The sequence below is a fragment of the Pseudomonas sp. FG13 genome (assembly GCF_057809755.1).
In genome coordinates, this window is the sequence record NZ_JBMDKO010000007.1 from 217,311 (window position 1) to 240,036 (window position 22,726).

Sequence of the window (22,726 nt, forward strand, 5' to 3'; positions counted from 1 at the left end):
GGTCTTCAGTGATTCATGCTTTGGAAATGCTCCAGCATCCGCTGCGCATCCGGCGCCATGCCACTGAACAATTCAAACGCTTTCACAGCCTGGAACACCGCCATGTTGCCGCCGTCCAGGGTGCGGCACCCCAGGGCCCGGGCGCTGCGCAGCAGTTCGGTTTCCAGTGGGAAGTAGACGATCTCGGCGACCCACAATTCGCCCCGCAGCAAATCGACCGGCACCGGCATGCCAGGTAGTTTCGCCATGCCCATCGGGGTGGTGTTGACCAGGCCGTTCGCCTCGGCCATGGCCATGGGCAAGTCGTGCCCGGCACGGGCGCGGCCAGCGCCGAAATGCTGGTTCAGGTTGTTTGCCAGGGCTTCGGCACGGCTGAATTCGACGTCAAAGATACTCAGCGTCTGGACACCTTCCGCCAACAACGCGTGGGCAACGGCCGCGCCGGCACCTCCGGCGCCCATCTGCACCACGTATCGACGCAAGACGTCCCCGAGGCCGCGGCGAAAACCCTCGGCAAACCCGAGGCAGTCGGTGTTGTGGCCGATGCGCTTGCCGTCCTTGAACACCACGGTGTTCACCGCGCCAATGCCGCGGGCCTCGGCCGAGAGCTCATCGAGCAGCGGGATGATCGCCTGTTTGCAGGGGAAGGTGATGTTCAGGCCGGTGAAGTTCATGCGCTCGGCAGCCGTCAGCAGATCGGGCAGGGCACTGCTGTCGAGTTTCAACGCGTCGAGGTCGATCAGTCGATAGAGATAGCGCATGCCTTGTGCATCGCCTTCATGCTCGTGGAGCGCGGGCGTGCGAGACGCCTGGATGCCTGCGCCGATCAGGCCGGCCAGTACGGTGCTATTCGACATGCGCTTCAACCTTTCAACCGCTGACTGAAATGTTCCAGGGCCAGGCGATAGCCATGGCTGCCAAAGCCGCACATCACACCGATGGCGACGGATGAAACGAAGGAGTGGTGACGGAACGTTTCCCGGGCGTGGACGTTGGACAGGTGGACCTCGATCACCGGTACTTCGCTGGCGACCAGCGCATCGCGGATCGCCACCGACGTGTGGGTCCAGGCCGCCGGGTTGATCACGATACCGGCACACCGGCCACGGGCGCCGTGAATCCAATCCAGCAATTCGCTTTCCTGGTTGGTCTGGCGAAACTCCACCGCCAGGCCGAACTCTTCAGCGGCGCGGCCGCACAGCGCCGAGATATCCGCCAGGGTTTCATGGCCGTAGGTCGCAGGCTCGCGGGTGCCGAGCAGGTTCAGGTTCGGGCCGTTCAGCACCAGAACGATCGGAGGCATTGCAATTTCTCCACATTGTTATTGTTGGTTTCGGTTGGATTTAAACCGGTGGAGATAAATTGTACTAGATGGTTAATTTGGTCAAACAAAGCCGCTGCCGTGGGTTAATAAGTGTTCGATGATCGGACACCAGCTTTCAATCAGGCAGGGATGGGACTGTGGTGAATGGTTATGTGGCGAGGGGATTTATCTGTGGCGAGGGGATTTTATCCCCGCTCGACTGCGTAGCAGTCACAACCAGCCAACACGGTTTGTCTGTTACACCGCGGTGCGTGGTTTTAGGGGCTGCTTCGCAGCCCAGCGGGGATAAATCCCCTCGCCACAGATAGATCCCTCGCCACAGGGATGGGCTCAACGCCGGGTCAGCAACACCCCGGATTCCATGTGATGGGTCCATGGAAACTGGTCGAATAACGCGCAGCGCGTGATGCGGTGGGTGTCGTGCAGTTGTGCGATGTTCGCGGCGAGGGTTTCCGGGTTGCAGGAGATGTACAGGATGTTGTCGAAACGCCGGGTCAGCTCGCAGGTGTCCGGGTCCATGCCGGCGCGCGGCGGGTCGACGAAGACACTGCCGAATGCATAGCTTTTCAGGTCGATGCCGTGCAGGCGGCGGAACGGACGGACTTCGTTCAAGGCTTCGGTCAGTTCTTCGGCCGACAGGCGCACCAGCGTTACGTTATCCACTGCGTTTTCACTGAGGTTGCTCAGCGCCGCGTTCACCGAAGTCTTGCTGATTTCGGTGGCCAGCACCTTGCGCACACGGGTCGCCAGGGGCAGGGTGAAGTTGCCGTTGCCGCAGTACAACTCCAGCAGGTCGTCGCTGCGATCGCCCAGGGCTTCATAAGCCCAGTTGAGCATCTTCTGGTTCACGGTGCCGTTGGGCTGGGTGAAGGCGCCTTCGGGCTGGCGATAGCTGAAGGTGCGACCGCCCACGTCCAGTTTCTCCACCACGTAGTCGTGGCCGATCACTTCCCGCTTGCCCTTGGAGCGACCAATGATGCTGACGCCCAGGTCGCTCGCCAGCTTCGAGGCCGCTGCATGCCAGTGCTCATCCAGGGGGCGGTGATAACACAGGGTGATCATCGCATCGCCCGCCAGGGTGGTCAGGAACTCCACCTGGAACAACTTGTGGCTCAGGGGCGCACTGGCCTGCCAGGCGGCCTTGAGCTGTGGCATCAACTGGTTGATGCGCAGGCTGGCGATGGGAAACGTTTCGATGAGGATCGGCGTGCGCTTGTCGTCCTGGGAGAACATCGCGTAATGCCGTTCGCCGGCCTCGCGCCAGAGACGGAATTCGGCGCGCAAACGGAAGTGCTGCAGCGGCGAGTCGAACACGGCCGGTTCCGGTGCATCGAACGGGGCCAGCAGGTCGCGCAGGCGGGCGACCTTGTCCTGGAGCTGGGCGGTGTAGGCCTGGGTATCAAAAGTCATGCGTTGAACCAACCCAACTTGATCACGAACAGAATCGACAGGATGACCAGCGCCGGGTTCAGCTCACGGCCGCGACCGGACACCAGCTTGATGGCGGTCCAGGCGATGAAACCGAAGGCAATGCCGTTGGCGATGGAGTAGGTGAACGGCATCGCCAGTGCGGTAATCACGACCGGGGCGGCGACGGTGATGTCGTCCCAGTCGATTTCCGCCAGGCCCGACGTCATCAGCACAGCCACGAACAGCAAGGCCGGTGCTGTGGCAAAGGCTGGCACGCTGGCGGCCAGCGGGGAGAAGAACAGCGCCAGCAGGAACAGGATCGCCACGACGATGGCGGTCAACCCGGTGCGGCCACCGGCGCTGACGCCCGCCGCCGATTCGATGTAGCTGGTGGTGGTGGAGGTGCCCAGCAGCGAACCGGCCATGGCCGCGGTGCTGTCGGCGATCAGCGCACGGCCCATCTTCGGCATGTGGCCGTCCTTGCCCATCAGCCCGGCGCGCTTGGCGACGCCGATCAGGGTGCCGGAGTTGTCGAACAGGTCGACGAAGAGGAAGGCGAAGATCACGCTGACCAGACCGATGTCCAGGGCGCCCTTGATGTCCAGTTGCAGGAAGGTCGGGGCCAGGGATGGCGGCATCGACATCACGCCGCCGAACGGGGTGAAGCCCATCAGGATCGAGACGAGGGTGACCGCGAGGATGCCGATCAGCACCGCCCCGCGCACTTTCAGTGCTTCGAGAGCGACGATCAGCACGAAGCCGAGCGTGGCGAGAATCGGTGCCGGTTGCTTCAAGTCGCCAAGGCCGACCATGGTGGCTGGGTTCTTCACCACGATGCCGGCATTGCCCAGGGCGATCAGTGCCAGGAACAGGCCGATGCCGGCGGCAATGGCCGAGCGCAGCGGCAAGGGTATGCTGTTGATGATCCATTCGCGGATGCGAAAGATCGACAGCAGGAAGAACAACACGGCGGAGATGAATACCGCACCCAGCGCCACTTGCCAGGTATGGCCCATGTGCAGGACCACGGTGTAGGTGAAGAAGGCGTTCAGGCCCATGCCCGGTGCGAGGGCGATCGGGTAGTTGGCGATCAGGCCCATGACCGTGGAGCCGATGGCCGCCGCCAGGCAGGTGGCGACGAACACCGCGCCCTTGTCCATGCCGGTTTCGCCGAGGATGCTCGGGTTGACGAACAGAATGTAGGCCATGGCCAGGAATGTCGTGACACCCGCCAGGATCTCGGTCCGCACGTTGGTGTTGTGTGCCTTGAGTTGAAACAGCCTTTCCAGCATGTCTGCTCCCCGTGGCGCGCCGGGCGCCGTGAATGTATCGACCTCAACAGCAAAGCACAGACGGCCAGTGGCGTCCGGGAGTTTTCTGCGGGTCGGAAAAAGCCGCGCATGATACCAGCAGCGCGGCGATGTGACTGCGATCGTCGTCGATGTTTTACCGAAGCAAAAAGAGGGCCATACTGCGCGCGGTTCCCGGAGCTCGATAGGTGTCGAATGAAAAGAAATCTGCTGGCAGTGGCATGCGCAGTGAGCCTGTGGTTGCCCGGTCAGGTCGTCAACGCCGCCTCGGCTCCGCCCTTGAGCCAGGTCAAGGTGCTCAAGGTCGAGTCGCCGGCCTGTGGCTTTGAAGACATCACCGAAGGGCAGGCCCAGACCCGATGTGATCACCGCGGTCCGAATATCAAGGTCTACGTGCTGGAGGTTGGCTATGGCCACCAGCCCCAGGTCACGCTCGACGGTTTCGAGGTCGACGGCACCCGTTCGCCGGTGTGCGCGTTCAGCAATGGCAATCTCAATGATTGTTCCGCCCGGACCAAAGTGGTCGGCTACCTGTATATCTTCGACCTGAAGGGCAAGCAGGAAGGCACCTTCAGTTTCAGCAATACCTCGATCAATGCCCCGGGCAATCGCATGTCGACCCAGCTGTACATCAAATAGCCCGCCTGGCTCCGTAGGAGCTGTCGAGCGAAGCGAGGCTGCGATTTTCCCCCGGGCCGGTTGAGTCCCGAGCGGAAGATCAAAATCAAAGATCAAGATCAAAGATCGCAGCCTTCGGCAGCTCCTACGCTAGGCTTGCAGTAATCACCCAGCGGAGAGTCGCCATGATTCCTGGAACCAAGATCCCCAGGGCCTTGATTGCCGTCGCCGAAGGTGTCGACGACTTGCAGGCCGTCACCCTGATCGATGTGCTGCGCCGAGCCCAGATCGAAGTCGTCGTGGCGAGTATCGAAGGGCGACGGATGCTGACCTGTGCCCGCGGTACGCGCCTGACGGCCGATGGCATGTTGGTGGATATGCTGGTGCAGGACTTTGACCTGATCGTCCTGCCCGGTGGCATCATCGGCGCTCAGCACCTGGCGGCCCATCAGCCCCTGCAACAGCTGGTCAAGGGCCAGGCCGCCACCGGACGTTTCTTCGCCGCCATTGCCGAAGCGCCGGCACTGGCGCTACAGGCTTTCGGCGTTCTGCGTCAGCGGCGCATGACCTGCCTGCCCGCGGTAAGCCAGCAACTGTCCGGTTGCAGCTTTGTCGATCAACCGGTGGTGGTGGATGGCAACTGCATCACCGCCCAGGGCTCGGCGGCCGCCCTGGCGTTTGCCTTGACGCTGGTGGAACAGCTCAGTGGCAAAGGCGTGCGGGCTGTGGTGGCGGCGGAGTTGCTGGCCTGACAGACGTCAGGCGTGCTGTGGGAAAGGTTCGATAACAGGTTGTTCGCGCTGTTCGGCTTGCCACAAGTCGTAGTCGGTCTGAACCCCCAACCAGACCCTGGCCTTCCCGATCCCTGCCCGTTCCAGGCGAACAGCCAGATCCGGGCTGACAGGTGCATGGCCATGCAACACCCTAGAGAGATGAGGCCGGGCGAAGCCAAGGTGCCGTGCCAGCTCGGTGACGGTGATACCCAATTCGGGTAGTACGTCCATCAACAGCGTTTCGCCAGGGTGTGGCGGGTTGTGCATGGGCATTTTCCAGCCTCCTGTCAGTGGTAATCCAGATAATCGACCAGTTCGATATCCGATCCGATAAAACGAAAAATGATTCGCCAGTTTCCCGAAACGCTCAGGGACCAGCATTCAGCCAGTTCTCCCCTGAGTGGGTGCAGGCGCCATCCCGGGATATCGAGTGTCCTGTATCACAAATACTGCTTTTTTTGACGGTGTCTGTTGCCGTCATGCTGCGTTGCCGTTCCTCGCCATAGCGGGGCTATGACTCGTCGCGGCGCCTTGCCTGACGACAACAGCCACTCGTCAAAAAAGAACGTATTTGCGAAACAGGACACTAGGTCGTTCGGTGCGGTCGCCCTGTCCATGAACTGAAGCATGCGAGCCAGGCGCTTTCCATGGTCGGCCCGGATGCCACGAGTCGAACCCGTTTCATAGAAAATGCGAAGACCTTTGTGCTGGAAGGATTTAATCATGGAAAAGAGTGTAAGGCGATACATTACACTCGGTGCGGTATCTATATACCGCACATGGCCGAAAAATTTATGCGTCGCGCAATGTTGGTGCTTGTCCTTGGTCTGCGCAATTACCTTGAACACTCACCTCACCCCGAAGTCGTACCCCTTATGACGGCGGTTTTCCAAAACGCCGCGTGTACGACCAACCGTGAGGTGTTCCATGAGCGCGACCCTGTCCGAAGCGACGCAGGCGTCCTTCGTCCGTCATCCGATCCGTCTGACTCTCAATGGGCAAGTGCGTGAGTTGCAGGTGTTGCCCTGGACTACGCTGCTGGACCTGTTGCGCGAGCAGTTGGACCTGGTGGGCAGCAAGAAGGGCTGTGACCACGGCCAATGCGGTGCATGTACCGTGCTGCGCGATGGCAAGCGCATCAACGCGTGCCTGACCTTGGCGGTGATGTGCGACGGCGTCGAGCTGACCACCATTGAAGGCTTGGCCGATGGCGATCGATTGCATCCCCTGCAGCAGGCGTTCATCAAGCACGATGCCTTCCAGTGCGGATACTGCACACCTGGGCAGATCTGTTCGGCGGTGGGGCTGATCAACGAGGGGAGGGCGCAGAGCAGCGCAGAAATCAGCGAGCTGATGAGTGGCAACCTGTGTCGATGCGGCGCCTACAACAACATTCGTGACGCCATCGAAGAAGCACTGCCGCAATGCCAGCAGCAGGGGGATGACCAATGAACCCCTTCCATTACAGCAAGCCCGACACCGTGCAGGCGGCCATCGACTTGTCGAGCCCCACGTCACGCTTCATCGCCGGCGGTACCAACCTGCTGGACCTGATGAAAGAAAACCTCACCCGTCCCGCACACCTGATCGACATTACCGGCCTGCCCCTGGCGGACCTCAGTGAAACGCCTTCCGGCGGCGTGATGATCGGTGCTTTGGTGAGCAATGCCGACCTGGCCTGGCATCCGTGGATCGAACGTCGCTATCCGCTGTTGTCCCAGGCGATCCTGGCGGGCGCCTCGCCGCAGCTGCGCAACATGGCCAGCACCGGTGGCAACCTGCTGCAACGCACTCGCTGTTATTACTTCTATGACGCCAACGTGCCCTGCAACAAGCGCCGACCCGGCAGTGGATGTCCGGCGCGGGACGGCTTGAACCGGAACCACGCGATTTTTGGCGCCAGCGACCATTGCGTGGCGACCCACCCTTCCGACATGTGTGTCGCGCTGGCCGCTCTCGAGGCGGTGGTCCATGTCCTCGGTCGAGGCGGGGCACGGACTATCGAGTTCGCCGACTTCCACCGCCTGCCCGGCGATGCACCGGAGCGGGACAATCAATTGGCCGATGATGAGCTGATCACCGCCATCGAGTTGCCTGCCGCCGGTTTTGCCGAACACAGCCATTACCTGAAGGTTCGTGACCGGGCTTCCTACGCGTTTGCGCTGGTTTCCGTGGCGGCAGCGCTGGAGCTGGATGGGCCGGTCATCCGCCAGGCGCGCCTGGCCTTGGGTGGCGTGGCCCACAAACCCTGGCGCGACCGGGCCGTGGAGAGTTGGCTGGCTGGCAAGACCGTCAGCCGCGAAACCTTCACGGCCGCCGCCGATGCGCTGTTGCAGCATGCTGAGCCGTTGGCACACAACGGCTTCAAGGTCAGGCTGGCGCGCCGGGCGATCATTCGCGCCTTGAGCGATGCCGCACTGGGAGGAGAAGCCAGATGAATGCACCGAACAAACCCATAGGGCAGCCGCTGGACCGGGTCGATGGCCTGCTCAAGGTGACAGGCCAGGCCCGCTATGCGGGGGAATATCCCGAGGACGGACTGTTGCACGGCAGCGTCGTGTCCGGCACCGTCGCCCGTGGCCGAGTGGTGCGAATCAATGCCTCCCAAGCCCTGGCATTGCCTGGTGTGGTCGCGGTGATCGACCATACCAACCGGCCCAAAATCGCCAGCTATGACGAGCCCTACCAGGATGCCGACGCCGCGGACGGCTCGCCGTTCCGGCCCTTGTACAACGACCAGGTGCTCTACAGTGGCCAGCCGCTGGCCCTGGTGGTTGCGGAAAATCTCGAACTGGCCCGATACGCCGGTTCACTCATTGAAATCGAATATGAAGCCCAGGACCATCAGACCGATCTGACCGTCCTGCAAAACGAAGCCCATACGGCACCGGCTGAACTGCCCAAGCCTCGTGGGAATTTTCAGGGTGAGTACGCCAGCTCCGCGATCAATGTGGATGTGTCCTACAGCACGCCGGTGGAGCATCACAACCCGATGGAGCCCCACGCCAGCACCGTGTTGTATCAACCTGACGGCAGCCTGCACATCCATGACAAGACCCAGGGCACGCAAAACTGCCAGTCCTACGTGCAAAAGGTGTTCGGGCTCGAGAAAGAGCAGGTGCGCGTATTCGCCGCGTTTGTCGGTGGCGCCTTCGGCTCCGGGCTGAGGCCGCAATACCAGCTGCCCCTGGCGGTGATGGCCGCGCTGGCACTCAAGCGCTCGATACGGGTCAGCCTGACGCGCCAGCAAATGTTTACCTTTGGTTATCGGCCGCGAACCTTTCAGCGCCTGCAATTGGGCGCTGCCGCCAATGGACGGTTGCTGGCCGTGGCGCACACTGCCATCGGCCAGACGTCGCGCTTTGAAGACTTCACCGAGCACGTGGTGGAGTGGAGCGGCATGCTCTATCACTGCGACAACGTGGCGTTGACCTACAAACTGGTACCGCTGGATGTCTACACACCGCTGGACATGCGCGCGCCCGGTGCAGCCCTCGGGCTGATCGGCCTGGAGTGCGCCATGGACGAGCTGGCCTGTGCCCTGGCGATCGATCCGCTCCAGTTGCGGTTGATCAACTATGCCGAGCGTAACGAGAACGAAGGCAAGCCGTACTCAAGCAAGGCGCTGCGCGAATGCTACGCCGAGGGCGCCCGGCGTTTCGGCTGGGACAAGCGCAATCCGGAGCCGCGCAGCATGCGCACAGGCCCGCAACTGGTGGGCTGGGGCATGGCGGGCGGTGTCTGGGAAGCGATGCAGCAGAAGGCCAGCGCACAGGCGTCGCTGGCGGCGGATGGCAAGCTGACCGTCAGCAGCGCCACCACGGACATTGGCACTGGCACCTACACGGTCATGACTCAGATCGCCGCCGAGGCGTCAGGGGTTGCCCTGGAAAATGTCAGTTTCATCCTGGGCGATTCGTCCCTGCCTACCGCGCCGCTGCAAGGCGGCTCGTTCACCGTCTCGTCGGTGGGAACCGCAGTGCAGCAGGCGTGTGAAGCCCTGAAGGAAAAACTGCTGGCTGTGGCCCGGCAGACCTGTCCGGCCTTCAGCGGCGCGACACTTGAGCAAGTGGCGTTTGCCGATGGTCAGTTGCGCCTGGGCGATGCCTGCGTGTCGTTGGCGGAGCTGGCGCAGAACAGTGGTGAAACGCCGTTACAGGTCCAGGTGACTTCCGAGCCGGACAAGAAGCGCCAGGCCTATGCCACCGCCACGCATTCGGCAGTGTTCGTCGAGGTCTGGGTGGACGAGGACTTGGGGACGGTGAAGGTCAATCGGGTGGTCAGTGCCATTGCGGCAGGAAGGGTGATCAACCCGAAAACCGCCCGTAGCCAGATCCTCGGTGGCGTGGTCTGGGGCGTCGGTATGGCGTTGCATGAAGAGACCCTGACCGACCATGTCCTGGGGCGCCACATGAACCACAACCTGGCCGAGTACCATGTGCCAGTGAACGCCGACATCGGTGACATCGATGTGGTTTTCGTCGAGGAACCGGACGACATCGTGAATGCACTGGGCTCCAAGGGCGTCGGTGAAATCGGTGTCGTTGGCGTGGCAGCGGCCGTGGCCAACGCGATTTATCACGCCACCGGCAAGCGGGTCCGGGACTTTCCCATCACCCTGGATAAGCTGCTTTAGCGTCGCCCACCGGCTCATGCATCCGGTCGCGGTTGGCCAGGGTCGGGAACAGTTTGATCCAGGCCCCGGTCACCAACAGCGTACCGACACCGCCCATGACCACCGCCGGCACGGTGCCGAACCAGTGGGCGGTCAGGCCGGATTCGAATTCGCCCAACTGGTTCGATGCGCCGATGAATAGCCCGTTCACCGCGCTGACCCGGCCCCGCATCTCATCCGGTGTTTCCAATTGCACGAAGGACGCGCGGATCACCATGCTGATCATGTCCGCCGCGCCCAGGACCACCAGCACCGCCAGGGAAAACCAGAACGACGTGGAGAGACCGAACGCAATGGTGGCAACGCCGAACACGCCCACGGCGGTGAACATCACCCGGCCCACCTTGCGTTCCACGGCGAACCGCGCCAGCCACAGTGACATCAGCAGGGCACCGACCGCCGGGGCCGAGCGCAACAGGCCCAGGCCCCAGGGGCCGGTGAGCAGGATGTCCTTGGCGAACACCGGCAGCAGCGCCGTCGCGCCGCCCAGCAGGACCGCGAACAGATCCAGGGAAATGGCGCCAAGAATGTCCGGGCGGCTGCGGATGAAACGAATCCCGGCCAGCAATGAATCCAGGGTCGCCTTGCCTTTGTTCAGCGGCGTCTGGCGAGCGGGCAGGTTGAGCATCAGGCTGCAGGCGATGAGGTAGAGCACCACGGTCGGTCCATAGACCCAGACACTGCCGAAGGCATACAGCAGGCCGCCGAGGGCCGGGGCAACGATGGTCGCCGATTGTTGGGCCGATTGTGCGGCGGCCACGGCACGGGGAAACAGCGTGGCCGGCACGATGCTCGGCAGCAGCGCCTGGGTGGTCGGCATTTCAAAGGAGCGGGCCGCGCCCAGCAGGAAGGCGAGGATGAAGATCATCTCCCGCGTGACGTTGTCGGTAGCGCTGCCGATCGCCAGGGCCAGGGCGATCATCGCCTGCAACGACTGGCAGAGGGCCGCGACTTTGCGCCGGTCATAGCGGTCCGCCACATGCCCGGTGTGCAACATGAACAGCACCCGCGGCGCGAACTCCACCAGCCCGACGAGCCCCAGGTCCAGGACGTTGCCGGTCAGTTGATAGAGGTTCCAGCCGATGGCGACGGTGAGCATCTGAAAACCGCTGGCGGTGAATATCCGGGCCAGCCAGAAGGCGATGAAGGGGCGGTGGTGGCGGAGCAGCATTGGCGCTTGGCTGGGCATCGATGACGGGTCCAGTGATGAAGGCATTGAGATTATCACCGAGCTGTAACCGGAAGTTGCGACCAGCGGAAAAATAGTTAGCCAAACATCGATCTATGGTGGAGCAGCGAATTTCTTGTGGGAGCAAAGCTTGCTCGCGATGCTGTTCGAAGTACCCCCGAGACCGAGGTGCCTGCATCGCGGGCAAGCCTTGCTCCCACAAATTTGTAGCTCAGCCAAGCTGAAACAGCGTTGCCAGCCACTGAGTCAACCTGTCACGCGACAAAAGACCACGCCGTTCATCGGCAGGAATGCGACTACTCTTTGAACATTGCTTGATCCAGATCAACACCCGTCCGGGCGTTGGCCTGGCGGCCACTTGGCCAGATACCTGCGTCGTGACGGTTTTAAAAAGAACGATTTGAAAGGCATCGCACTCCATATCCGAGGGGACGTGATGCAGGCCCCACCCGCAGCCGGTTTTACCTGATAGAGGAAGACTTATGTTCGGTTTGGAGGCGCTCGATCTCGCCCGGATCCAGTTCGCATTCACGATCTCGTTCCACATCCTGTTCCCGGCTATCACCATTGGCCTGGCGAGTTACCTGGCGGTGCTCGAAGGCTTGTGGCTCAAGACCCGCGACGATACGTACCGCGATCTGTACCACTTCTGGTCGAAGATATTTGCCGTCAACTTCGGCATGGGGGTGGTGTCCGGGTTGGTGATGGCCTATCAGTTCGGCACCAACTGGAGCCGCTTTTCGGACTTCGCCGGCGCCGTCACCGGGCCTCTGCTGACCTACGAGGTGCTCACGGCGTTCTTCCTCGAAGCGGGCTTCCTCGGTGTGATGCTGTTCGGCTGGAGTCGTGTCGGCCGAGGCCTGCACTTCTTTTCTACGGTCATGGTGGCGATCGGCACGCTGATCTCGACGTTCTGGATCCTGTCTTCCAACAGCTGGATGCAGACGCCCCAGGGCTATGAAATCGTCGACGGCCGGGTCATCCCGGTGGACTGGCTGGCGGTGGTCTTCAACCCTTCGTTTCCCTATCGCCTGCTGCACATGTCCACCGCGGCGTTTGTCGCCACGGCGTTCTTCGTCGGCTCATCGGCGGCCTGGCATCTGCTGCGTGGGCGCGACAACCCGGCCATCCGCCGCATGCTGTCGATGGCGATGTGGATGGCCTTGGTGGTGGCGCCGATACAGGCAGTCATTGGCGACTTCCACGGGCTTAACACCCTCAAGCATCAGCCGGCGAAGATCGCGGCCATTGAAGGTCACTGGGAAAACGTCGGCAACGAGCCTACGCCGCTGATCCTGTTCGGCCTGCCGGACATGAAGGCGGAGAAAACCCGCTTCGCCGTGGAGATTCCTTACCTGGGCAGCCTGATCCTGACCCACAGCCTGGACAAACAGGTACCGGCCCTCAAGGAGTTCCCGCCTGAAGATCGTCCGAATTCGACCATCGTGTTCTGGTCGTTCCGGGTCATGGTGGGCCTGGGGCTGTTGATGATTTTCACCGGCCTGTGCAGCCTCTGGTTGCGCCGCAACGGCCGGCTCTATCAATCACGACCGTTCCTCCATCTGGTGCTGTGGATGGGCCCGTCCGGCCTGGTCGCGATCCTGGCTGGCTGGTTCACCACCGAGATCGGTCGCCAGCCGTGGGTGGTCTACGGCCTGATGCGCACGGCCGATGCGTCGTCCGGGCATAGCTTCGCTCAGATGAGCATCACCCTGGTGCTGTTCGTCGTGGTCTATTTCGCACTGTTCGGTGCCGGTCTGAGTTACATGATGCGCCTGGTGCGCAAGGGGCCGGTGGCCCACGAGGCCGAGCCGACCGATGGCGGCCCGGGCCAGAAACGTACCCCGGCGCGGCCATTGTCGGCCGCCAACGAGGGCGACGAAGAGATGGACCACAACGACCGCTCGAACAAGGGGAATTGAGTCATGGGTATTGATCTTCCGCTGATCTGGGCCGTGGTCATCATCTTCGGCATCATGATGTACGTGATCATGGACGGTTTCGACCTGGGGATCGGCATTCTCTTCCCCTTCATCAAGGGCGAGCGCGACCGCGACGTGATGATGAATACCGTGGCGCCGGTCTGGGACGGTAATGAAACCTGGCTGGTGCTGGGCGGTGCCGGTCTGTTCGGGGCGTTTCCGCTGGCCTACTCGGTGGTGCTGTCGGCGCTGTACCTGCCGTTGATCCTGATGCTCATCGGCCTGATCTTTCGCGGTGTCGCCTTCGAGTTCCGCTTCAAGGCCAAGGCCGAGAAGCGGCATCTCTGGGACAAGGCATTCATTGGTGGATCGCTGACGGCCACGTTCTTCCAGGGCGTGGCGCTGGGCGCGTTCATCGACGGGTTCCAGGTGGTCAATCGCCAGTTCGCCGGCGGTTCCCTGGACTGGTTCACGCCGTTCACGATGTTCTGTGGCCTGGCCTTGATCGCAGCCTACGCCTTGCTCGGGTGTACCTGGCTGATCATGAAGACCGAGGGCAAATTGCAGGAACAAATGCACGACCTTGCCCGCCCGCTGGCGTTCGTGGTGCTCGCGGTGATCGGCATCGTCAGCCTCTGGACACCGCTGGCCCACGCCGATATCGCCGCGCGCTGGTTCACCCTGCCGAATCTGTTCTGGTTCCTGCCGGTGCCGATCCTGGTATTGGTGACCATGTACGGGTTATTCCGCGCGGTCGCCCGCAATGCGCACTACACGCCGTTCATCTTGACGCTGGTGCTGATATTCCTCGGCTACAGCGGCCTGGGCATCAGCCTGTGGCCGAACATCGTGCCGCCGTCCATCTCGATCTGGGACGCCGCCTCACCGCCCCAGAGCCAGGGATTCATGCTGGTGGGCACGCTGTTCATCATTCCATTGATCCTGGTGTACACCTTCTGGAGCTACTACGTGTTCCGGGGCAAGGTGACCCATGACGACGGTTACCATTGATCGAGCTGCGGGAGGTGAAATGGCCAAGCCGGATTTGAAAGACATCGAAGCCGCCGAACGCAAGCCGCTCTGGCAGCGTCTCGGTTGGCTGGCGGGAATCTGGGTGGGCAGTGTGCTGGCGCTGTTCATCGTCGCCAGCCTGATGCGGATGTTCATGAATGCCGCGGGGCTGACCACCCATTGATAGGCCGCTGGGAGCAACGTTGCCCCCACCGCGCCAGTTATTTCCGAGCCTTGAGAATCACGAACTTCGGGGTCGCGGCCACTTGCTCGACGCTGCGGAACAGCCGCGCCAGTTTGCTGTGATAGCCCAGGTGCCGGTTGCCGACGATGTACAGCGCGCCGCCGACCACCAGCGCTTCACGGGCCTGCTGGAACATCCGCCAGGCCAGGAAATCGCCCACCACTTGTTGTTGATGGAATGGTGGGTTGCACAGCACCACGTCCAGCGACTGCGCCTGTTGCCCGGCCAGACCATCGCCGGCCCGTACGGTGACCTCGCGCTCGCCCAGGGCGGCTCGCCAATTCTCGGTGGCCGATTGCACGGCCATGAAGGACTCATCCACTAACGTGTAGCGGGCGTCGGGGTTGCGCAGGGCGCTGGCAATGGCCAGCACGCCGTTGCCGCATCCCAGGTCCGCGACCTGGGCTGTCCCCAGGTTGGCTGGCAGATGCGGCAGGAACGCTCGGGTGCCGATATCGAGTCCTTCACGGCAGAACACGTTGGCGTGGTTGAGCAATTCAATCTTCGGCTCGTCCAGCGTGTAGCGGGTGGGGTAGGGGGATACCTGGGGGGCTGACGAGACGGCTTGCGGCGTGGCGATCAACAGGCGAGCCTTTTTCACCGCCAGTGACGCCTGCACCGAGCCGATGTAACGCTCCAACAGGTCGCCGGCAGCCCGGGGCAGATGCTTGATCATCGCGCCAGCGACCACCTGGGCGTCGGGAGCCAATTGGCCTTGCAGGCGAATCAGTTGTTCTTCCAGCAGGGCCAGGGTCTTCGGCACTTTGATCAGGACGTGGTCAAAGGGCCCGGTCAACGGCGCGCTGGCCGGCAACGTCGGCACCGCATCGAAGGGACGCCCGTTGCGGACCAGGTTCTTCTGCAGCGCTTGCAGGGCCAGGAACGAGTCGCTGCTGCTGATCACCTGTACTTGGCCGGCCAGGCTGGCGGCGAGGGCGCCGAAACTGTCATTGAGCACCAGGACCCGGGTGTTTGCAGTCGGTTGTTGCTCGGCCAGGTAGGCGAGCAGGTACTCATCGGCCGCATCGAAAGCTTGCAGCGGTTCGTTCGGCTGTTCGGGTTGGCGGATCAGATCGAGTTGAGCGAAGGGACTGGCAAGCAAAGGCATGGTTGGGACTCTGGCAATCGACGAATGTCCCGCTGCCCTGAGGCAGGTGTTTCAGCGGGGCCGCCTGAATGAACTGCGTCGGGGGGCTGAGGGCGACATCATTCAAGTGGGGCCGTGATGGTACTTTTTTTTGCTGCGCATTACCCGAGGGTTTTCGACGTCGACGAGGGGGGCCGTATCAGATCACATGAATGTGAGCCGCCTTGGCCACGGCTGAAATCTTATTGCTGACGTTCAGCTTTCGCATGCAACTGCAGACGTGGAAATTCACCGTACGTTCGGAAAGGCACAGTATCCTGCCGACCTCCGATGCGGTCTTCCCTTCGGCGGACCATCTCAGTACTTCTATTTCCCTCGGTGACAGATGGCATTTCTGCAGGGGCGCCGTGGTGTCTGTCATTTTCCTGCTCGCCAGCGCATGCAGTCTCTGACTGGCGAAAATGGCGTAGCCAAGATTCCCATAATGCTCCTCGATATCGATAGGACTGTGAGTCCGAGCGAGACTGAACAGACTGCAATAACCTCCATGTTCGTCATGAACGGCTTGTGTCCAACCATACCTGAGACCTTGTCGATTCAGCTCGAGCCATAACTTCGGTGCCTGGGCAAAAAGGCTCTCGTCCCAAAGGATGGGAAGAGGCGATTGATTGCAGTGTGCTATTACTGGATCGCAGGAGGCGTAACCATTCTGTTCATATAGTCTGTCCCATCCATAAGGATAATTATTCAGATTCACTTTGCTGGCGTGTTTATCCGGGCTACCGAGATAAGACACGAATGCGCAAAATTCAAACCCTTGATTATTAAAGAAATTAAGGACCAGACGATAGGCTGTCTGCAGATCTTTTTCGCAAGATAACTTCCTTAACTGTAAGTCCTTCCACTTGTCCATCGTCTTCTCCTGGATTGACGTTCAACTACGTGGATCCAATCTGGTGCGAAAGCACAGTGTAGGACTTTTCCTACGCAGTAGTTAGAATTTTTAATTTCACTGAATTCAGGCGGTATTTACGAAAAAGCACCGAGGCGTTGTTCCTGTTACAAGTCTTTTATATTTGTATAGCTTTGGTATATGTTCCAAACAGGGAGTGGGTACTTGTAATTAAAATGCCACTACTCATTGTCAGTGGTTAAGGCGCTCACTTTGCGGGAGACTGTGATCCTCATCCCTTTGGAGTGGCTCATGACCGACAGCGCAGAGAAATTCACCCGTCAAACCCTGCTGGACGTACAGCCATTGACCTCCCATCTGTTTACCTTGCGTACCTCCCGGGACCGTGGCTTTCGTTTCCGGGCGGGTCAGTTCGCCCGGCTGGGGGTGGTCAAGGCGGACGGTGATACCGTCTGGCGGGCCTATTCCATGGTGTCCTCACCGTTCGACGAATTTCTCGAATTTTTTTCCATCGTCGTTCCGAATGGCGAGTTCACCAGTGAACTCAGCCGCTTGAAACCGGACGACAGCCTGTTGGTGGATCGCCAGGCATTTGGTTACCTGACGCTGGACCGCTTCGTTGATGGACGGGATTTATGGTTGTTGTCCACCGGGACGGGGGTGGCGCCGTTTCTTTCGATTCTCCAGGATTTCGAGGTCTGGGAAAGGTTCGAGCGGATCATCCTCGTGTACAGCGTTCGCGAGGCCAAGGAGCTGGCGTACCAGGACCTGATCGAAGGGCTGGGCCGACGCGATTACCTGGCCGAGCATGCCCATAAGTTTCGTTTTATCGCGACCGTGACCCGGGAGCCGCATCCCGGGGCACTGAACGGACGCATCACTGCGCTGCTTGAAAATGGCGAGTTGGAGCGAGCGGCCGGGGTCGCGCTGACGCCGGAGCATTCGCGGGTCATGTTGTGCGGTAATCCGCAGATGATCGATGACACGCGCAAGCTGCTCAAGGCCAGGGGCCTGCAGCTGAGCCTTTCCCGGCGGCCGGGCCAGGTGGCGGTGGAAAACTATTGGTAGGGGTCTGTGTGGCTAATTCGTGTACTCGAATTAACCGTACAGGCCACTGGCTCATGGTATAGAGCCCAATTCCGTGGCGAGGGAGCTTGCTCCCGCTGGGCTGCATAGCAGCCCCAAGTCAGGGCTGCTGATAGCCAGCGCTCAGTGACGAACTACTCCAGCAAAGACCGCTCAGGGCCTTTCGTTCTGGGCCTTGAGCAGATCGCGAATCTCGCTCAGCAGCAGTTCTTCCTTGCTCGGCACCGGCGGCGCACTTGGGGCTACGGCCTCTTCACGCTTGAGCCGGTTGATTGCCTTGACGCCCATGAAGATGGCGAACGCGACGATGATGAAGTCGATGGTGCTCTGGATGAATTTGCCGTAGGCCAGTACCACCGCCGGTGCGTCACCTTGGGCAGCCTTGAGGGTGATGGCCAGGTCGCTGAAGTCTACCCCGCCAATCAGCAGACCGATCGGAGGCATGACCACGTCACCCACAAATGACGAAACGATTTTGCCGAAAGCAGCCCCGATGATGATCCCGACGGCCATGTCGACGACATTGCCTTTGACCGCGAAGGCCTTGAACTCGCTTAGCATGCCCATGAGTTGTTCCTTGTGACAGATGAGTTTGATTGGCAGTGTAATTCAGCCAGATGCATCCCGCTCGACACGTCTACTTATAAAGCTTCCAGCTATCGACCTGGCGTCCCGCTAAAAGTTTACAAAGTGCCATCAATCGCGCGCGATACGCGTTTTCAATCGGACTCCCTATAAGGTTTTTTCTATCAACGCGGTATGGCATTTCTATTTAGGTTTTGCTTTTTCGAGCACTAGCCTCTGACAAGCGCACATGGATGCGCTCTATAACATCAGAGGAAATGCTATGAACACCTCCCTTGGCGGCGGGACTTTCCCCCAACGTCGCGCCCTTTTTGTGCTGACCGCTGGCCTACTGTCCTTTTCCGTGAACGCTGCCACCCTGACCCGCGACAACGGGGCGGCCGTTGGCGACAACCAGAACTCGCAGACGGCAGGCCCCAATGGGCCGACCTTGTTGCAGGACGTGCAACTGATCCAGAAACTCCAGCGTTTCGACCGTGAGCGCATCCCTGAGCGTGTGGTACACGCCCGGGGCACCGGCGCCCACGGCACCTTCACGGTGTCCAATGACCTCAGTGACTTGACCAAGGCAAAAGTCTTTGCGGCAGGGCAGGCCACTCCCGTGTTCGTGCGTTTTTCTGCCGTGGTGCACGGCAATCATTCGCCGGAAACCCTGCGTGACCCCCGTGGCTTTGCCACCAAGTTCTATACGGCCGACGGTAACTGGGATCTGGTGGGGAATAACTTTCCGACCTTTTTCATCCGTGATGCCATCAAGTTTCCGGACATGGTCCATGCGTTCAAACCCGATCCACGGACCAATCTGGACGACGATTCACGTCGCTTCGACTTCTTCTCTCATGTACCCGAGGCAACGCGAACTCTGACGGAGCTGTATTCCAACTCTGGTACGCCGGCCAGTTATCGTGAAATGGACGGTAATGGCGTGCACGCCTACAAGTTGGTGAATGCCAAGGGTGAAGTCCATTACGTCAAGTTTCATTGGAAAAGTTTGCAGGGTCTGAAAAATCTCGATCCGAAAGAAGTTGTGAAGGTTCAGGGGCAGGATTACAGCCACATGACCAACGACTTGGTCAGTCATATCAACAAGGGCGACTTTCCGAAGTGGGACTTGTATGTCCAGGTCCTGAATCCGCAGGACTTGTCCAAGTTCGATTTCGACCCGCTGGATGCCACCAAGATCTGGCCGGGCGTGCCTGAGCGTAAAGTCGGGCAAATGGTCTTGAACCGTAATCCGGCGAATGTTTTCCAGGAAACCGAACAGGTGGCGATGGCTCCGGCCAATCTTGTTCCAGGCATCGAGCCTTCGGAGGATCGTCTGTTGCAGGGGCGGGTGTTCTCCTATGCCGATACGCAAATGTACCGGATAGGGGCCAACGCCCTGCAATTGCCGATCAACGCCCCCAAGGTGGCAGTGAACACCGGTAACCAGGACGGCGCGATGAACCCGGGGAGCACCAGCACCGGTGTGAATTACCAGCCGAGCCGCCTGATGCCCCGCGAAGAACTGCAGTCGGCCCGCTACAGCCAGACCGCGCTGAGCGGCAACACCCAGCAGGCGAAGATCCAGCGTGAGCAGAACTTCAAGCAGGCCGGCGACCTGTACCGCTCGTTCAACCAGAAGGAACGCAATGACCTGATCGAAAGCTTCGGTGGGTCGCTGGCGACTACCGATGACGAGAGCAAGCACATCATCCTGTCGTTCCTCTACAAGGCCGATCCGGAATATGGCACCGGCGTGGCCCGTGTCGCCAAGGGTGACCTGGCTCGCGTCAAGGCGCTGGCGGAAAAACTGACCGACTGATCTGGCAGATACATGCCCTGTGGGAGCAAGGCTTGCTCCCGCAGTTCTGTGTCAAAAGGAGGCACCATGAAGCGCTATTTCCTGTGTTTGCTGCTCGCCACCGGGTCACTGTCGGCGTTAGCCGATCAGGCCTTGCCGACCGACCCGGCAGCCGTACAAGAGGAGCTGCAAAGCTATTATTTCGACGCCGCCCGTCGGGGTGACGTGTCCATGCTCGATGCCTTTATCGACGCTCATTATTCGCTCAATACCCAGGATGAGAAGGGCTACACGGCCCTGATCCTGGCCGCTTATCACGGCCATGGCCCGGCGGTGGAACGACTGCTGGCCGCGGGGGCGGATGCCTGTGTCCAGGACAAGCGCGGCAACACGGCGTTGATGGGCGCCATTTTCAAGGGCGAGGTGCAGATTGCCCGGCGCTTGCTCTCCACCGATTGCAGCCCTGACCAACGCAATGGCGCCGGACAGACCGCCGCGATGTACGCCGGTTTGTTCAAGCGTACGGAACTGCTCGATGCCTTGAAGGCCAAGGGCGCAGACCTCCAGGCCCAGGACCCGTTGGGCAATACCGCGACGGACCTGGCCCGGGGTGAAATCAGAATGCCGGCCCCGCGCTGAACCCTCGTGGCCCGCGCCTGATTCGTGCACTCGAATTAACCGTACCGGCCACCAGCTGGGCTATCATCGCGGTTTTTCTCCCGGAGTTCAGATGGCCAAGGCAAAGCGCATGTACGGCTGCACCGAGTGCGGCTCGACCTTTCCCAAATGGGCCGGCCAGTGCGGTGAGTGCGGCGCCTGGAACACCTTGACCGAAACCATGGTGGAAAGCGGCGGTGCCGCGGCGCCCACCGGACGCACCGGGTGGGCCGGCCAGCAGGCGCAGATCAAGACCCTGGCCGAAGTCAGCGTCGAGGAGATTCCGCGATTTTCCACCGCGTCCGGTGAACTGGACCGCGTATTGGGTGGCGGGTTGGTGGACGGCTCGGTGGTCCTGATCGGCGGTGACCCCGGTATCGGCAAATCCACCATCCTGCTGCAAACCTTGTGCAACATCGCCACACGCATGCCGGCACTGTACGTCACTGGCGAAGAGTCCCAGCAGCAAGTCGCCATGCGCGCCCGCCGCCTGGGGCTGCCCCAGGATCAGTTGCGGGTCATGACCGAGACCTGTATCGAAACCATCATCGCCACGGCGCGCCTGGAAAAGCCCAAGGTGATGGTGATCGACTCGATCCAGACGATTTTCACCGAGCAATTGCAATCGGCGCCCGGCGGAGTGTCCCAGGTGCGCGAAAGCGCGGCGTTGCTGGTGCGTTACGCCAAGCAGAGCGGTACGGCGATCTTCCTGGTGGGCCACGTCACCAAGGAGGGCGCGCTGGCGGGGCCGCGGGTGCTGGAGCACATGGTCGATACCGTGCTGTATTTCGAGGGCGAGTCCGATGGTCGCCTGCGTTTGTTGCGGGCGGTGAAGAACCGTTTCGGCGCCGTGAACGAGCTGGGTGTGTTCGGCATGACCGACAGGGGCCTGAAAGAGGTCTCCAATCCTTCTGCGATCTTTCTGACGCGTGCCCAGGAAGAAGTACCGGGCAGCGTGGTCATGGCAACCTGGGAAGGCACTCGACCGATGTTGGTGGAGGTGCAGGCGCTGGTGGATGACAGCCACCTGGCGAATCCGCGTCGGGTCACCCTGGGGCTGGATCAGAACCGGCTCGCCATGTTGCTGGCCGTGCTGCATCGACACGGGGGGATTCCTACCCACGACCAGGACGTTTTCCTCAACGTGGTGGGCGGGGTAAAGGTGTTGGAAACCGCGTCCGACCTGGCGTTGATGGCGGCGGTCATGTCCAGCCTGCGCAATCGACCGTTGCCCCACGATCTGCTGGTGTTCGGTGAAGTCGGCCTGTCGGGCGAAGTCCGACCGGTGCCCAGCGGGCAGGAACGACTCAAGGAGGCGGCCAAGCATGGCTTCAAGCGCGCCATCGTGCCCAAGGGTAACGCGCCGAAGGAAGCGCCGGCAGGTTTGCAGATCATTGCCGTGACGCGCTTGGAGCAGGCGCTGGATGCGTTGTTCGAGTAACCGGTTGGCTGCGAACCTGTCAGATCTGGATCAACGCCGCCAATTCCCGCTCCAGCTCGTCGTGATCGGCCAGGTTCAACTCCACCAACCGGCGCAGGTGTGCAATGGAGTCCAGGTCGATATGTTCGCAGACAAACCCCAGGTGACCGTTGTCATTGTGGGCGAGCCGAACCTCCATTTTTACCTCGACGTCCTTGCCCAGGTGGATATCGGCTTCAAAGGGCTCCTCGGGGTTGCCGAGCCACGGCTCGGGCTTTTCGATCAGCAAGCCTTTCAGGGACAGATCCAGCAGTTTGACCGGCCAGATGTATTGGCCCTGGCTCAGTTCGGTCCTGGCATGAAACTCGATTCGTACGAAGCGGCGACGTTCGCTCATTGCCCAATCCCTCTGAAGATTCACTGACTATAGACCCAACTGAAGCGTCATCGTCACCGTTGCGCCGATGACAGACGAATGTCGGGTATGGCCTTTGCTGTCGTTAGAGCTAAACTTTGATAGCTGTCTTTCTTGTCCACCCCTGGCTGGAATAAAAAAATGAAAAACAATAATAGCCTGCTGCGCCATATCCCCTGGCTTCTGCTGGCCATTTTAGGGGCGTGCGCCCTGGGCGTAGTGGCATTGCGCCGAGGAGAGGCGATCAATGCCCTCTGGATCGTCGTCGCAGCCGTGGCCATCTACCTGGTCGCCTACCGCTACT

Annotated in this window: 23 protein-coding genes and 2 pseudogenes; 13 read left to right on the forward strand and 12 right to left on the reverse strand. The window is 60.9% G+C overall.

Features of this window, described 5'->3' with window-relative positions; all coding sequences use genetic code 11:
* Positions 1 to 5: 5 nt before the first annotated feature.
* From ACODTO_RS09790 to ACODTO_RS09805, 4 genes are all read right to left on the reverse strand, one after another.
* Positions 6 to 857: a shikimate dehydrogenase gene (locus ACODTO_RS09790; protein WP_489106352.1), complete on the reverse strand. Its 852-nt coding sequence runs from the start codon at positions 855 to 857 to the stop codon at positions 6 to 8.
* A 5-nt stretch (positions 858 to 862) separates the two neighbouring features.
* Positions 863 to 1,303, reverse strand: a complete 441-nt coding sequence (aroQ, locus tag ACODTO_RS09795) for a type II 3-dehydroquinate dehydratase (protein ID WP_047702651.1) — start codon at positions 1,301 to 1,303, stop codon at positions 863 to 865.
* A gap of 351 nt (positions 1,304 to 1,654) precedes the next feature.
* Positions 1,655 to 2,734, reverse strand: a complete 1,080-nt coding sequence (gene trmA, locus ACODTO_RS09800) for a tRNA (uridine(54)-C5)-methyltransferase TrmA (RefSeq protein ID WP_053191325.1) — start codon at positions 2,732 to 2,734, stop codon at positions 1,655 to 1,657.
* The gene (locus ACODTO_RS09805) at positions 2,731 to 4,026 is read right to left on the reverse strand and encodes an NCS2 family permease (RefSeq protein WP_139649292.1); all 1,296 of its coding nucleotides are present in this window, start codon (positions 4,024 to 4,026) and stop codon (positions 2,731 to 2,733) included. The genes trmA and ACODTO_RS09805 overlap by 4 nt, the downstream gene beginning before the upstream one ends.
* A gap of 213 nt (positions 4,027 to 4,239) precedes the next feature.
* Between ACODTO_RS09805 and ACODTO_RS09810 the strand changes: the two genes are divergently transcribed.
* The gene (locus ACODTO_RS09810) at positions 4,240 to 4,683 is read left to right on the forward strand and encodes a DUF4879 domain-containing protein (RefSeq protein ID WP_139649294.1); all 444 of its coding nucleotides are present in this window, start codon (positions 4,240 to 4,242) and stop codon (positions 4,681 to 4,683) included.
* Between the two features lie 164 nt (positions 4,684 to 4,847).
* Positions 4,848 to 5,414: a DJ-1 family glyoxalase III gene (locus ACODTO_RS09815; protein WP_139649296.1), complete on the forward strand. Its 567-nt coding sequence runs from the start codon at positions 4,848 to 4,850 to the stop codon at positions 5,412 to 5,414.
* A 6-nt stretch (positions 5,415 to 5,420) separates the two neighbouring features.
* Here the strand turns inward: ACODTO_RS09815 and ACODTO_RS09820 are convergent, their stop codons facing one another.
* From ACODTO_RS09820 to ACODTO_RS09830, 3 genes and pseudogenes are all read right to left on the reverse strand, one after another.
* Positions 5,421 to 5,708: a HigA family addiction module antitoxin gene (locus tag ACODTO_RS09820; RefSeq protein ID WP_024780321.1), complete on the reverse strand. Its 288-nt coding sequence runs from the start codon at positions 5,706 to 5,708 to the stop codon at positions 5,421 to 5,423.
* A gap of 14 nt (positions 5,709 to 5,722) precedes the next feature.
* Positions 5,723 to 5,866: pseudogene (locus ACODTO_RS09825) on the reverse strand (type II toxin-antitoxin system RelE/ParE family toxin); the annotation flags it as partial.
* A gap of 9 nt (positions 5,867 to 5,875) precedes the next feature.
* Positions 5,876 to 6,160: a type II toxin-antitoxin system RelE/ParE family toxin gene (locus ACODTO_RS09830; protein WP_489106356.1), complete on the reverse strand. Its 285-nt coding sequence runs from the start codon at positions 6,158 to 6,160 to the stop codon at positions 5,876 to 5,878.
* Positions 6,161 to 6,362: 202 nt separating this feature from the next.
* On the opposite strand from ACODTO_RS09830, the gene ACODTO_RS09835 reads away from it, so the two are divergent.
* From ACODTO_RS09835 to ACODTO_RS09845, 3 genes are read left to right on the forward strand one after another with little or no spacing between them, the layout of a single operon-like run.
* On the forward strand, positions 6,363 to 6,887 hold the full coding sequence (locus tag ACODTO_RS09835; RefSeq protein WP_139649298.1) for a (2Fe-2S)-binding protein: 525 nt from the start codon (positions 6,363 to 6,365) through the stop codon (positions 6,885 to 6,887).
* Complete coding sequence (locus ACODTO_RS09840) at positions 6,884 to 7,873, forward strand: FAD binding domain-containing protein (protein ID WP_175364211.1); 990 nt, start codon at positions 6,884 to 6,886, stop codon at positions 7,871 to 7,873. The genes ACODTO_RS09835 and ACODTO_RS09840 overlap by 4 nt, the downstream gene beginning before the upstream one ends.
* On the forward strand, positions 7,870 to 10,071 hold the full coding sequence (locus ACODTO_RS09845) for a xanthine dehydrogenase family protein molybdopterin-binding subunit (RefSeq protein WP_489106353.1): 2,202 nt from the start codon (positions 7,870 to 7,872) through the stop codon (positions 10,069 to 10,071). The genes ACODTO_RS09840 and ACODTO_RS09845 overlap by 4 nt, the downstream gene beginning before the upstream one ends.
* Here the strand turns inward: ACODTO_RS09845 and ACODTO_RS09850 are convergent.
* On the reverse strand, positions 10,049 to 11,299 hold the full coding sequence (locus ACODTO_RS09850) for an MFS transporter (RefSeq protein ID WP_139649305.1): 1,251 nt from the start codon (positions 11,297 to 11,299) through the stop codon (positions 10,049 to 10,051). The two genes, ACODTO_RS09845 and ACODTO_RS09850, sit on opposite strands and share 23 nt — an antisense overlap.
* Before the next feature lie 482 nt (positions 11,300 to 11,781).
* On the opposite strand from ACODTO_RS09850, the gene ACODTO_RS09855 reads away from it, so the two are divergent.
* From ACODTO_RS09855 to ACODTO_RS09865, 3 genes are read left to right on the forward strand one after another with little or no spacing between them, the layout of a single operon-like run.
* Positions 11,782 to 13,221 (forward strand): cytochrome ubiquinol oxidase subunit I, encoded by a 1,440-nt coding sequence (locus ACODTO_RS09855; RefSeq protein ID WP_175386492.1) that lies wholly within the window; start codon positions 11,782 to 11,784, stop codon positions 13,219 to 13,221.
* Between the two features lie 3 nt (positions 13,222 to 13,224).
* Positions 13,225 to 14,232, forward strand: a complete 1,008-nt coding sequence (gene cydB / locus ACODTO_RS09860) for a cytochrome d ubiquinol oxidase subunit II (protein ID WP_175386494.1) — start codon at positions 13,225 to 13,227, stop codon at positions 14,230 to 14,232.
* Positions 14,233 to 14,251: 19 nt separating this feature from the next.
* Positions 14,252 to 14,416: a DUF2474 domain-containing protein gene (locus tag ACODTO_RS09865; protein WP_069018334.1), complete on the forward strand. Its 165-nt coding sequence runs from the start codon at positions 14,252 to 14,254 to the stop codon at positions 14,414 to 14,416.
* Between the two features lie 37 nt (positions 14,417 to 14,453).
* On the opposite strand, the gene ACODTO_RS09870 is transcribed toward ACODTO_RS09865, so the two are convergent.
* A complete protein-coding gene (locus ACODTO_RS09870) occupies positions 14,454 to 15,584 on the reverse strand; it encodes a methyltransferase (protein ID WP_139649309.1) in 1,131 nt (376 codons plus the stop codon).
* 178 nt (positions 15,585 to 15,762) lie between these two features.
* Entirely contained in the window at positions 15,763 to 16,476 is a 714-nt protein-coding gene (locus ACODTO_RS09875; RefSeq protein WP_139649311.1) for an autoinducer binding domain-containing protein, read from the reverse strand.
* A gap of 291 nt (positions 16,477 to 16,767) precedes the next feature.
* Here ACODTO_RS09875 and ACODTO_RS09880 point away from each other — a divergent pair, with 291 nt between their 5' ends.
* Positions 16,768 to 17,544 (forward strand): ferredoxin--NADP reductase, encoded by a 777-nt coding sequence (locus ACODTO_RS09880; RefSeq protein ID WP_139649313.1) that lies wholly within the window; start codon positions 16,768 to 16,770, stop codon positions 17,542 to 17,544.
* 171 nt (positions 17,545 to 17,715) lie between these two features.
* Here the strand turns inward: ACODTO_RS09880 and mscL are convergent, their stop codons facing one another.
* Complete coding sequence (mscL, locus tag ACODTO_RS09885) at positions 17,716 to 18,129, reverse strand: large-conductance mechanosensitive channel protein MscL (protein WP_175364205.1); 414 nt, start codon at positions 18,127 to 18,129, stop codon at positions 17,716 to 17,718.
* A gap of 280 nt (positions 18,130 to 18,409) precedes the next feature.
* On the opposite strand from mscL, the gene katB reads away from it, so the two are divergent.
* The 3 genes from katB (at position 18,410) to radA (ending at position 22,028) form a co-directional block, all read left to right on the forward strand.
* Positions 18,410 to 19,951 (forward strand): catalase KatB, encoded by a 1,542-nt coding sequence (katB, locus tag ACODTO_RS09890; RefSeq protein ID WP_175364204.1) that lies wholly within the window; start codon positions 18,410 to 18,412, stop codon positions 19,949 to 19,951.
* Positions 19,952 to 20,017: 66 nt separating this feature from the next.
* A complete protein-coding gene (locus ACODTO_RS09895) occupies positions 20,018 to 20,569 on the forward strand; it encodes an ankyrin repeat domain-containing protein (RefSeq protein ID WP_139649319.1) in 552 nt (183 codons plus the stop codon).
* A 91-nt stretch (positions 20,570 to 20,660) separates the two neighbouring features.
* Positions 20,661 to 22,028, forward strand: coding sequence for a DNA repair protein RadA (gene radA, locus ACODTO_RS09900; protein ID WP_024780334.1), 1,368 nt, complete (start codon positions 20,661 to 20,663; stop codon positions 22,026 to 22,028).
* Positions 22,029 to 22,047: 19 nt separating this feature from the next.
* Here radA and ACODTO_RS09905 read toward each other — a convergent pair whose 3' ends face one another.
* Positions 22,048 to 22,404, reverse strand: a complete 357-nt coding sequence (locus tag ACODTO_RS09905; RefSeq protein WP_489106354.1) for a PilZ domain-containing protein — start codon at positions 22,402 to 22,404, stop codon at positions 22,048 to 22,050.
* A 159-nt stretch (positions 22,405 to 22,563) separates the two neighbouring features.
* On the opposite strand from ACODTO_RS09905, the pseudogene ACODTO_RS09910 reads away from it, so the two are divergent.
* Positions 22,564 to 22,726, forward strand: a pseudogene (locus tag ACODTO_RS09910) (carbon starvation CstA family protein); the annotation flags it as partial.